This window comes from Veillonella infantium, assembly GCF_002959895.1.
Classification (GTDB): Bacteria; Bacillota; Negativicutes; order Veillonellales; family Veillonellaceae; genus Veillonella; species Veillonella infantium.
Genome location: NZ_PPDD01000004.1, coordinates 79,651 through 91,309, shown reverse-complemented (window position 1 = coordinate 91,309; position 11,659 = coordinate 79,651). Strand labels below are relative to the sequence as shown.

At 37.6% G+C, this 11,659-nt stretch carries 9 protein-coding genes; 4 read left to right on the top strand and 5 right to left on the bottom strand.

Annotated elements, in window-relative coordinates:
- Positions 1-558 precede the first annotated feature (558 nt).
- Positions 559-1,290, top strand: coding sequence for an SIMPL domain-containing protein (locus VCHSUH03_RS02865; RefSeq protein WP_105085361.1), 732 nt, complete (start codon positions 559-561; stop codon positions 1,288-1,290).
- Here the strand turns inward: VCHSUH03_RS02865 and VCHSUH03_RS02860 are convergent.
- On the bottom strand, positions 1,271-2,017 hold the full coding sequence (locus VCHSUH03_RS02860) for a ubiquinone/menaquinone biosynthesis methyltransferase (protein WP_105093999.1): 747 nt from the start codon (positions 2,015-2,017) through the stop codon (positions 1,271-1,273). The two genes, VCHSUH03_RS02865 and VCHSUH03_RS02860, sit on opposite strands and share 20 nt — an antisense overlap.
- A 343-nt stretch (positions 2,018-2,360) precedes the next feature.
- Here VCHSUH03_RS02860 and sstT point away from each other — a divergent pair, with 343 nt between their 5' ends.
- Both sstT and VCHSUH03_RS02850 read left to right on the top strand, forming a co-directional pair.
- A complete protein-coding gene (gene sstT / locus VCHSUH03_RS02855) occupies positions 2,361-3,581 on the top strand; it encodes a serine/threonine transporter SstT (protein WP_105093998.1) in 1,221 nt (406 codons plus the stop codon).
- Positions 3,582-3,809: 228 nt separating this feature from the next.
- Positions 3,810-5,327, top strand: coding sequence for a dihydrolipoyl dehydrogenase family protein (locus VCHSUH03_RS02850; protein WP_105093997.1), 1,518 nt, complete (start codon positions 3,810-3,812; stop codon positions 5,325-5,327).
- 86 nt (positions 5,328-5,413) lie between these two features.
- Here VCHSUH03_RS02850 and VCHSUH03_RS02845 read toward each other — a convergent pair whose 3' ends face one another.
- The 3 genes from VCHSUH03_RS02845 to VCHSUH03_RS02835 all read right to left on the bottom strand — a co-directional run bounded on the left by VCHSUH03_RS02845 (position 5,414) and on the right by VCHSUH03_RS02835 (position 8,542).
- The gene (locus VCHSUH03_RS02845) at positions 5,414-6,070 is read right to left on the bottom strand and encodes a hypothetical protein (protein WP_024065438.1); all 657 of its coding nucleotides are present in this window, start codon (positions 6,068-6,070) and stop codon (positions 5,414-5,416) included.
- Positions 6,071-6,204: 134 nt separating this feature from the next.
- Positions 6,205-7,326 carry an AI-2E family transporter gene (locus VCHSUH03_RS02840; RefSeq protein WP_105093996.1) on the bottom strand — a complete coding sequence of 374 codons (1,122 nt, stop codon included), beginning with the start codon at positions 7,324-7,326 and terminating at the stop codon, positions 6,205-6,207.
- Between the two features lie 190 nt (positions 7,327-7,516).
- Positions 7,517-8,542 (bottom strand): OmpA family protein, encoded by a 1,026-nt coding sequence (locus tag VCHSUH03_RS02835; protein ID WP_105093995.1) that lies wholly within the window; start codon positions 8,540-8,542, stop codon positions 7,517-7,519.
- Between the two features lie 536 nt (positions 8,543-9,078).
- Here VCHSUH03_RS02835 and VCHSUH03_RS02830 point away from each other — a divergent pair.
- Positions 9,079-9,786 (top strand): glutamine amidotransferase, encoded by a 708-nt coding sequence (locus VCHSUH03_RS02830; protein ID WP_105093994.1) that lies wholly within the window; start codon positions 9,079-9,081, stop codon positions 9,784-9,786.
- 350 nt (positions 9,787-10,136) lie between these two features.
- Here VCHSUH03_RS02830 and VCHSUH03_RS02825 read toward each other — a convergent pair whose 3' ends face one another.
- Positions 10,137-11,546, bottom strand: a complete 1,410-nt coding sequence (locus VCHSUH03_RS02825; RefSeq protein ID WP_105093993.1) for an MATE family efflux transporter — start codon at positions 11,544-11,546, stop codon at positions 10,137-10,139.
- Between the last annotated feature and the right edge of the window lie 113 nt (positions 11,547-11,659).

Sequence of the window (11,659 nt, the reverse complement as noted above, 5' to 3'; positions counted from 1 at the left end):
GTCGTTACATTTAAGTAACTTTGAATTATGGTTGGTTTTGACTTTGTCAAAACCCGCACTCTGGCATATGTTCAATCATATGATTGATTACCTATCATTGTTCAGTTTTCAAAGATCTGTTATCAGTTTCACGCTTTAGTGAAGCGCCATCTGACGACTTGATTATAATAACATGTGAGCACTTTCATGTCAACACATTTTATAATCTTTTTTGAAGTTCTTTCGAACTTCAAAGTGTATTCCTACACTCATTAAGAAACAGTCGTTCGAACGACTGTATGCATATTATAGTATAACAAAAAAATAATGGCAACCCCCAATTCTCAATTTCACACTACTTTCATTGCACGTTCATTTTTCAACCTAAAACTAAAGATTGATTTTATGCAATCTATTTTGTATAATGTAGCTGTAATATAGACTCTTTCACTTATGTAGTTATATAGTTATATACTATTTAATACTATATTTTAATTTTGAATTAGCTCTATATTTCAGTTTAGTCTTTTATTATAGTAGTTATAATTAATACTATAATAATGTGTGAGGAGATTGAGTATGAAATTATCCAAACGTTTATTATCCAAAACAGTTGCTATTGCTGCGGTATGTGCAACTATGGCCACTGTAGCCTTTGCTGCACCACAAGGTACATTTGATACCTCTGAAATTCAAATTACAGGCGAAGCCTCTCGTTCAGTAGCACCTAACTATGCGATTTTAACACTTGGTATTACTAGTGAAAACACTAATATCAATGCTGCAAAATCCAATAACGATCGCATCATGAGTGATTTAATCAGCAAGTTAGGTCATTTAGGTATCGACAAAAAAGATATTTACACATCTAATATTTCTATTAACCCTACAAGTGATTATCAAGATGGTAAACGAATCAACACTGGTTATAGTGTAGCAAATCGTGTGACTGTAAAAATCAACAATCTTGATAATGTAGGAAAGGCTGTCGATGCTGCTGTTAGCGCTGGCGCCAATGATATCAATAACCTTTCATTCCAAAATGATGTATCTCAACAACTGTCTGATTCTTTAACTACCGAAGCAATTCAAGATGGTCGTCATAAAGCTGAGGTTATTGCTGCAGCCCTTGGTCGTACTTTAGGCCCTGTAAAAACCGTTTCTATCAGCACACCACAAACAAGCTCTATGGACTCTGGTTCCTATCGTAACGCAGTAATGTTAAAAGCGTCTCTCGAAACTGCTACTCCTGTTGAAAAAGGATCATTAGTAGTTTCTCAAGACGCTAATATTACTTATTATTTACAATAGAATTTTCTGGTACCACACCTTCGTGGACCGCTACAATGCCGCCTGTCAATTCATGATAGGTGGCATTTTCATATCCTAAAGATTTCCAGATTTCAAGAATCTCGCTTTGATGAGGATATCTGCGTAAGGATTCTGGCAACCATGCATAAGAGGAATTATCCTTACTTAACTTACCTATAATAGGTAATATATAGGAGAAGTAGAAATTATATAACTGTTTAAAACCAACCATGCTTGGCTTTGCGAGTTCTAACACAACTACTTTTCCACCTGGCTTTACAACACGTTGCATTTCAGATAACACTTGTTTAATATCTGGCACATTACGCATTGCAAATCCGCTCATAGCAGCATCAAATGTGTTATCTGCATATGGTAATGCCATTGCATCACCTTGAACAAGATTAACTTGATCTATTAAACCAGCATCTTCAATGCGTACGCGACCTTGATCAAGCATCTCACTATTAAAGTCCAAAGCCTCTACCTTTAATGTTGGTTCTTGACGTAATGCTTCTTTTGTAAATACACAAGTACCACAAGCTACATCAAGTATTCGTTGATTTGGACCTATATTCATTGCTTTTACAGAAAATTTGCGCCAGTAATAATCTTGGCCAAAACTCAAGACTGTATTCATCAAATCATAATTCTTAGCAATATTAGAGAATACACCTTGCACAAACTCTTCTTTATCTGCATATGTTTTAAATTCTTTCGTATTCATTATGGTCCTTTCACTAATCAAGAACTATATTCAAACTCTTTACTCGCATAGTATATCATACTATGACGCCTATCAAAAGAATCCTATTATATATACTATATATAGTAACTATGTAAAGAGCACATATTTAGTTAAAGTAATATATTCACTACTATTAAAACTAGCATATTACAAAATAAATATCGTTATCAGTCACAGTAGATCCAATTTAACTATATATTAATGACTATGATATTCTCTATTGCCACCAATCTATGTTCGTTGTATAATGACATATGTCCATGTTGAAAAGATATCTTTTCCATGGTCTTTTATTAGTTTTTATTAAGTATTGGAGTGTACTATGAATCGATTTGTAAAATCAATCAATAGAGTCAGTCTAATCCAACAAATTATCATAGGTTTGATTATTGGTATTTTGACAGCTCTATACGTGCCAGAAGTGGCAAATGAACTTGCTTTATTAGGCGTTCTCTTTGTTGGTGCTTTAAAAGGGATTGCACCAATCCTCGTATTTTTCCTTGTTATTGCGGCTATCAGTAAACACCGTTCTGGTCAAAAAACAGGGATGGGATCTGTAATCACATTATATTTATTAGGTACATTCCTTTCTGCAGCGCTTGCTGTAGTCGTAAGCTTTATGTTCCCTACTACATTACACCTTGCAGCTAGTGCAGCTGATGCTGCTCCACCGCAAGGGATCGTAGAGGTTATGAAAACACTTTTAAAAAATATTGTTGATAACCCTGTGAAAGCCTTAATGACTGCTAACTATATCGGCATTTTAGGTTGGGCCCTTATCATTGGTGGTGCGTTACGCCATGCACCAATGAATACTAAAGAAGTAATGGAATCCATCGCACAAGCTATTACAACTGTAGTAGGCTGGATCATCCGCTTTGCGCCTCTAGGTATTATGGGTCTCGTAGCTGATTCTATCGCTACTAATGGTATCGAAGCGTTAATTGGTTATTTCCAATTACTCGTATTACTACTTGGTTCTATGATTTTCGTAGCATTAGTTGTAAACCCACTTCTATCTTTTGTATATCTTCGCCGTAATCCATATCCATTGGTTTTCAAATGTTTACGTGAATCTGCAATCTACGCATTCTTCACACGTAGCTCTGCTGCAAACATCCCTGTTAACCTCGATTTAGCAAAACGTTTAAAACTTAACCCTGATATGTATTCCGTATCCATTCCATTAGGTGCAACAATCAACATGGGTGGTGCAGCGATCACAATTACAATCATGACATTAGCTGCTGCACGTACACTTGGAATCGTTGTAGATATCCCTACAGCAATTCTCTTATCTGTTATTGCTACTATCGGTGCTTGTGGTGCTTCTGGCGTTGCTGGTGGTTCCCTACTTCTAATTCCTCTTGCTTGTTCTCTATTTGGTATCTCTAATGACATCGCAATGCAAGTTGTAGGTGTAGGCTTCATCATCGGCGTTTTACAAGACTCCACTGAAACAGCACTTAACTCCAGTACAGATATTCTCTTCACTGCTACTGCAGATTATGCAAAACGTGGCTATCACGAAAACTGGAATTAAATACCACTCTACAAACATACTAAAGACGGTCCTTCGGGACTGTCTTTTTTTTGTATTTGAAAGTCATAAATAATAGATTACTATACAACTTATAAATATATTCATTGTATAATATAAAAGCAAACTCTGAAAATTAAACGATATATCTATATTGATTTTATTCAATATAGTGTTATAATAGAGTTAATGATAATAACTATTAATTGATATAAATAGAAAGGAATCAACATGAAACAATATGATATTATTGTCGTTGGTACAGGTGGTGCCACAATCGTAGCTGATGCTGCTATCAAAAAAGGGTTAAAAGTAGCCATCATAGAAAAAGGTAAATTTGGTGGCACCTGCTTAACTCGCGGTTGCATTCCTACAAAGGTTATGGTTACAGCAGCCAATGCGATCCAAGAGGTAGAAGAATTCAAAAAAATCGGTATTAATGTTAGCGACGCTACTATGGACTGGGACACTGTTTCCAAACGTACATGGTTTAAGATTGACGAATCTGCAGGCATCTATGATTATTACAATGCTTTCGATAATGTAGACGTATACCGTGGTGCAGCTAGTTTTGTATCCGATAAGGTTATGAATATTCATCTTAATGATGGTTCTGGTACTGTAGAAATTACGGCCCCTACTATCGTTCTTGGCACTGGTGGCTATAGCAATATTCCGAATGTACCAGGTTTACAAGAAGCAGGCTATCTTTCTAGTGAAAGCCTCTTTGGCGATAAATTCCCTAAACAACCATATAAATCCCTCGCAGTACTCGGCGCCGGCCCTATCGGTGTAGAGTTCAGTCACGTTTTTGATGCTGCCGGTACTGAAGTTACCATCATTCAACATAATGTACGTCTTGTACCTAAGGAAGACGAAGAGATGTCTGAACATCTTCTTCAAAACTATCGAGCTCGCGGCATCAATGTGATATTGAACCAAGATACTGTTGAAATCCGTCAAGAAGATGGCCTTAAGGTAGTAGTCACAAAAGATCGTACTACTGGTGAAATTACAGAGACAAAGGTTGAAGAAATTCTAGTTGCTGCCGGTATTCGCCCTGCTGTCGAAGAATTACACCTCGAAAATACAGGTATTGAAACATTACCAAAAGGCTGGATCAAAACAAATGAATTCCTCGAAACATCTGTAGATGGTATCTATGCGTTAGGTGACGTAAACGGCGAGCCTGCATTCCGCCATCGTGCGAACTATGAAGCTGATATTATCGCCCACAACCTATACTTTGCTAAAAACGAAGAAGATTTCCGTTGGGCACGCTATGATACATTGCCAAAGGTTACCTTCTCCTACCCTGAGATTGGTAGCGTAGGTCTTACTGAAGCAGAAGCTATTAAAGCTGGTTACAATGTAGGTGTAGGTAAAAACTACTACTCCTCCACAGCTAAAGGCTACGCAATGGGTATCAACCCTGGCGATGTAAATGACGGCTTTGTAAAAATCGTGGTAGACAAAGATACAAATCATATCTTAGGCATGCACGTAACAGGCCCTCAAGCGTCTATCCTATTCCAACCATATGTAAACCTTATGAACAGCGGTGTAACTCCGTTGACAGCAATTAATGAAGAAATCGCTTCTGAACGTACTAAACGCTTACGTGAAAAAGGTATTACTCGCGAAATGGATCCTAAATCCGTTATCACTGTAGGTGAAACTATGAGCCCTCACCCTTCTCTTGTAGAGGTTATTATGTGGACACAAGTATACTATGAAAATCGTTGGTAATAATAAATATATAACCATTATATAAATGCAATAAAAGAGCTGAAGATTGTATCTTCAGCTCTTTATTTATAATATCGCTAAATAGATTAACGACCCATATCAATGGTGTTATCCCAAATAATATTTGTTTTACGACCGTCGAAACCTTGATCTGGTTCAGGAGGTAATTTACTAGATTTAGATTGACCTACATAAGCCCCTGTTTCAGCATCTACAGTAACTACAGTCTTTTTACCATCTTGATGCATTGTCATATAGTATAGGATCTTGCCTTCATGCGCTTCAATTTTCCAGCCTTTTACGACTGCATCAGCACCAAGTTGTTGTTTTGCAACGCGCTCAGCTTGAGCTGCTTCGATGACCTTATCTTTATTGAAGATTTCACCGATAACTTTCTTAGGTTTGCCACCTTCATCCATATCAGATGTATTACCAGTGATAACGTCGATTTTCATCTTATATTGATGATATTTACTATAGCCTACTACTTTGTAACCATAGTTCAAATCATTAGAGTTAAGCTCTACAGAATGAAGTGCTGCATTAGGAAAACGGTTTTGGAAAATAGTACCAATTTTACTCATAGTCATAACCATGGATTCCCCTGGTGCACGTTGTACAGAAATATCAGTACTTGTTTCTGGTTTTGTTTTACGTGCATCTGCTACACTAGGTGTAGCAACGGACAATACGCCAACTGCCAATACACCAGTTAATGCCATAGAAATCAACTTTTTATTCATTACATATCCTCCTACTATATACAATGCTTTCACCTATGGTAAAAGCCATCTGTATACTAGAATTACTATAATTTCGTGCTATATGCAACAGCACACAAAACATACATAAATAGATATATTATTTAGACAATATACTATAAACCTTCATTCGATGCAAGTCGATCGTTTACATCAGTCATAAGCAATTTGTAACATGTTGCCACCAAAGGTACACCAATCAACATGCCAGTGACCCCCATTAAACTACCACCTACGATAACGGCTGCAAACACCCACAATCCAGGTAAACCAACGGAATTACCTACAATCCTTGGATAAATAAAGTTACTTTCAATTTGATGAAGAACCTCTAAGATAATCACATAAATTAATGCATCCATAGGACTAACAGTAAGTAAGATAACCGCGCCTATAACGCCCCCTACATAAATACCTAGCAATGGAACTAATGCAGTAAGACCAATAACACAGGCAATCGTAGTAGCATATTCGATATTAAATGCCCACAATGAAATACCCACCATAATACCTAAAATCAAGGCATCTATAAACTGGCCTACAAAGAAGTTACTAAAAGTTTGAACAGCTACGCGTGTCACATAACTAACACGGTTAACCCACTCATCAGATGCATAGGCTCTTAGGATTCGTTTACCTTGCATCATAAGTCGCTCTTTATCGAGCAACATATAAATGGCAAAGATTAAACCTAAACCTATATTCAAAGTCCAAGATAAGGCTGTCCCCATCGCATTAACTAGGTATGTACCACCCTTTGTGCCCCACTCGCGAGTATATTTAACAACACTTTCACCACTCAAGGTATCCATAAGAGTTTGATTGGAGGCCATTGGAATGGTTTCTGTAAAGTGTTGCATCCATGTTTGGAAATCTGTATACAACTGTGGCGAAGAAGCTACGATAATCGACATGGAATGAATCAATTGTGGAATCGCCATGCGAGCAATGAAATACACGATAGCACTGATAGTAACAAAGGATAATACAAGACTTAAAGGTCGTCTAATTTTATCTTTCCAACCAGTTTTACTCTTAGGCCACAGCCAGCGTTCATAACGCACAACGAGAATATCGAGGACAAATGCGATACAAGCACCTACTATAAGTGGAACAAAAGCAGTAACAATGGCATCAATAGCATTGGCTATATCGCTGATACGGAGCGCCATCATGATCATAACGCCAGCCAATATAATGGCCCCTATAAGCGGTTTGTAATATTTAAATCGTTTCATATATAACCTACTTTACTATACTCACACTGCATACATTACCAAAACTTAATGAACATTGTATGACCTACGATTGTATGCAAGTTTAGTATAACACAAAAGTCCACCTTATCACATGCTCGGTCCCCCGATGAACACGAGAGCATGATAGAAGGTGGACTTATTATATGTCTAATCTAAATTAGATTGAAGATTAGCGGTGAATGTAAACGTCTACACGACGGTTTTCAGCTTTACCTGCTGCAGTAGAGTTAGTTGCTACTGGTTTAGTGTCGCCATTAGCGATACCGATGAAACGATCAGCAGATACGCCGTTGTTTACTAAGTATTGAGCTACGTATTGTACGCGGCGTTCAGACAAGCCAACGTTGTATTGAGGAGTTGCGTCAGTATCAGCATTACCCAACAATTTAACTTGGTCTTGAGAGTATTGGTTAGCAGCATTTACAGCAGCTGTTAAGTTTGGATATTGGTCTGCACGAGCTACATCTTGGTCGGAATCGAAGTAAATGGATTGAACATAGTAATCCAATTTAGGAGTTTTGTATACAGGAGCTTCTACTACAGGAGCTGGAGCTGGAGTGTATACAGGTGCTGGAGCTGGAGTTGCTACAGGAGCTACTGTTTTGTGACCACCGAAACGGTAGGACAAGCCAACTACAGGACCTTGGAAGGATACGTTTTCAGTATCAGTATCTTGTGTATTGATATAACGGTAACCAGCGTTGATATCCAAGTCTTCGTTTACTTTGTAGCCTAAGCCAGCTTCCCAAGTTGTAGTTTTCTTAGTACCTACACCAGCTTTACCGTAAACTTCTACTTTGGAGCCAAGGTTAGCTTTACCAATTACACCTGCTTGTGCAATGTTGTTAGTGCCATCACCATCATTATTATGGATGCGTGCATAACCACCATATACTGCGAAGTTTTTATTCAAGGATTGAACCAAGTTAACTTCATGCATGTTTGTATCAAGATGTTTGGAATTTAAACCATGGTAACCATATTGAACAGCAGTTTTGTCAGACAAAGCATAAGTCAAACCACCATCAAAGTTCCATTTGTGAGCATCTTTAAAACCTTCAGTTTTAGTTTCAACATTTGCTGCACCAAGATCAACTTGGAATTCACCTTTGTTGAATTGAGTTTGTGGAGTTGCGCCAGCTACGGATACGCCTACAGCAGCAACTGCCAATAAAGCTAATAATTTTTTGTTCATTATAATTCCCTCCAATAACAGCCTTTAACAATACACAGGCCTTTGGTAATAATATACTTTCATTTTACACAACTTTTCGATAAATTTCAATATCTTTTATGAATTTATCATGAGGATTTCGAAATTTATCTATACACAGATGTTATATGTTTTAAACTTCTAAAATACAAATATCTTTATAATATAGGAATATTGAGGTTCTAATTATAGGATAGATGAGCTAATCCTTTATTCTTTTAAGATATATCTTATACTTATCTTAGCAATTCTTTAAATTCAACTAAATAAAAGAAAACGCCTACGTTTCCGTAGGTGTTATAGATTCAATTAGTTTTCTTTCACAGAGAACCATGCGCGATGGAATATAGCTGCAATCGCACTACCTACTAAAGGAGCCACGATAAAGAGCCATACACCAATGGATACTGCATGATTTTCATCACACAATAAATTCTATAGAATATAATATACTGTTACTACATACTTTGTAGAAATTACTATTATATAGAGTTATATCGAGCTATATAGGAGGAACCATGAGCAAAACAGCTTATATTGTACGTCATATTAACTTTGAAAATGCCGGTATTTTAGAGTCAGTCCTTACTAATCGAGGGTTTGAACTAACATACATCGAGGCTCCCCTCGCCAATTTTGAACACTATGATGCAACAGCGGCTGATTTAGTCATCGTCTGCGGTGCCCCTATTGGCGCATACGACGAAGAACTCTATCCATTCTTAACAGATGAAATCAAATTCATTACAGATCGTATTAATAGTAAAAAGCCATTACTGGGCATCTGTTTAGGCGCTCAACTCATTTCCCGTATTATGGGTGGTCACGTAGGACCTATGAAGCATGGTAAGAAAGAAATTGGCTTTGGGCCGCTAGAGTATACGCCTGAAGGCGCCTCCTCCCCACTAGCATTGCTCGGTAATATACCAGTTCTTCACTGGCATGGTGATGAATTTGAAATCCCTAAAGGTGCCGTACGACTTGCTAAAACAGAGTTATGCCCAAATCAAGCATTCTCCGTAGGCACACATATTCTAGGTCTTCAATTCCATATGGAGGCTGATCCTGCTGTAATTGAAAGTTGGCTTGTAGGCCATTGTGCAGAACTTTCTAACGCGGGTATCGATATTCCTAAACTTAGAGAAGATGCAAAACGCCTACGTCAAGAGTTACCTGCTGCAGGAAAAGCCGCATGCATCGCCTGGCTTGAACAAAATCATTTATAAAACAAAAACCGCCTTAGCTGAACTAAGGCGGTTTTTGCTTGTTTCTTATATATATCCCTTACATATATACATGAAATCATAGATTTCTGGTCCGATAACACATTCCCCAATGTGTCATTTTTTCCACATTTCGTATTGTACATCAAACAAATTGAATATGCAAGAACTTTTTCATAAACCTTTCATAAATTATTTTAATTTTTTCAATATAGAAAGTGATAAGCAGTAGAAAACACAGATATTATCTATACCAAAGCCCTATATCGAATACTATAAAATTTAGGTTTTATATGAAAAAATACTATTTAAATGATAGTTAAAGTTAATATTCCTGTCATTTCCATGTAAGATTAAACTATCTTATGCTGCCATGCACCACGAATAAATCGGATATAGGAGCAACATAATCGTAAGGACTGGTCAAAGCACAAGGATAACCATGCGCCTAAAAGCCCTAAACCTAATGTAATACACAATAGGTATGTAATGATAGGCCGAATAATAGCTACACTAACAAGGGAATATTTCATAATATAATATGTATCCCCTGCCCCTTTTAGAACACCAGAATATACTTGCTGTAATGCTTGAGGGAATGCTGCAACAGCCATAATCCCCATTAAGGCACCCGCTAAGGTAACGACTTCACTTTCACGAGTATACAACTGTACTAATAGATCGCCAGGGCCAATAAATATGAGAGCACTTACAAGGCCTACTACGAAACCAATACGAGCCCCAATTTTACCATACAAATTCGCAATATCTGGTCGTTTATGACCAAGACTCTGTCCCGTATGAGATGCCCCTGCAAAGCCAAGTCCCATAGCAAAGTAATAGAATATATCCATCAAATTCATACATACATAATGTGCTGCTAAAGGTACGGCACCTAATGAAGCAACAATCATGGTGTACGTATACATACCAAAACGTTCAAAGAACTGTTCCCCTAGTGAACTACCACCAACGTGGAACATAGTATGTAATACCGTTCGTTCAAACTTCCATTTTGAAGGATGCCGCAAGGTTAATCCCGTAGTCGTATGTTGCGAAATCGTACGCAGTAATAATAGTGCAATGACAGCACTACTGATCATTGTAGAAACGCCAGCGCCCATAACGCCGAGCTCAGGGAAAAAGCCAATACCATAAATCAAGAAGAAGTTCATTATAGTATTCAGTATATTCCCTACTACATTGGATTTAAAAATAACCTTTGTATTGCCATACCCAATAAGGGCAGCCCCTACAATTTGGCTAAAGGATTGGAATATAAGACTAATGACAATGAAACGCCCATACCATACAGCTGTCTCAATATAGCCATCTTCAGCGCCGGTAAAGCGTAAGATATGTTCTAAATTAAAGAAACATATCGCTAATAAAGGTACATAAATCAAGAAATTCAACAGAATGGACTGTTTAAGTACGGCATTCATGCCATCTACTTCGCCTTCACCGTGACGGCGAGCTATAATAGCCGTTACCGCAATCGATAAAGCACGACAGAATATGAGCATCACCATCTCCGGCTGTCCCATAATCCCTACCGAAGCAAGAGCAGATGCCCCAAGAGCACCAACCATTGCTAAGTCGATGGCTGTCATAAATTGTAACATTAAGCCTTGTAATGTAGCTGGCCAAGCTATTTTTAAGTAATTACCGTATAGCTGCTTTGTAGTCCCCACAGGGCCTAATCGTTCTGCAGCAGGCAACATAGAATCTATGGAAAGCCATCGTTGTATGCGGTCTAACATAGTATCTCCTATTCATGCAAGATCGTACAAGGTAGAGCTAACATCTAACTCCTAATATCTTCTGTATTATATCACAACAATATATGAAAAGTCATTCATATATCATGATTATA

Excerpts from the sequence above, each read along its gene's own strand:
- VCHSUH03_RS02865 (WP_105085361.1), top strand. The coding sequence starts at position 559 with ATGAAATTATCCAAACGTTTATTATCCAAAACAGTTGCTATTGCTGCG.
- VCHSUH03_RS02860 (WP_105093999.1), bottom strand. The coding sequence starts at position 2,017 with ATGAATACGAAAGAATTTAAAACATATGCAGATAAAGAAGAGTTTGTG.
- sstT (WP_105093998.1), top strand. The coding sequence starts at position 2,361 with ATGAATCGATTTGTAAAATCAATCAATAGAGTCAGTCTAATCCAACAA.
- VCHSUH03_RS02850 (WP_105093997.1), top strand. The coding sequence starts at position 3,810 with ATGAAACAATATGATATTATTGTCGTTGGTACAGGTGGTGCCACAATC.
- VCHSUH03_RS02845 (WP_024065438.1), bottom strand. The coding sequence starts at position 6,070 with ATGAATAAAAAGTTGATTTCTATGGCATTAACTGGTGTATTGGCAGTT.
- VCHSUH03_RS02840 (WP_105093996.1), bottom strand. The coding sequence starts at position 7,326 with ATGAAACGATTTAAATATTACAAACCGCTTATAGGGGCCATTATATTG.
- VCHSUH03_RS02835 (WP_105093995.1), bottom strand. The coding sequence starts at position 8,542 with ATGAACAAAAAATTATTAGCTTTATTGGCAGTTGCTGCTGTAGGCGTA.
- VCHSUH03_RS02830 (WP_105093994.1), top strand. The coding sequence starts at position 9,079 with ATGAGCAAAACAGCTTATATTGTACGTCATATTAACTTTGAAAATGCC.
- VCHSUH03_RS02825 (WP_105093993.1), bottom strand. The coding sequence starts at position 11,546 with ATGTTAGACCGCATACAACGATGGCTTTCCATAGATTCTATGTTGCCT.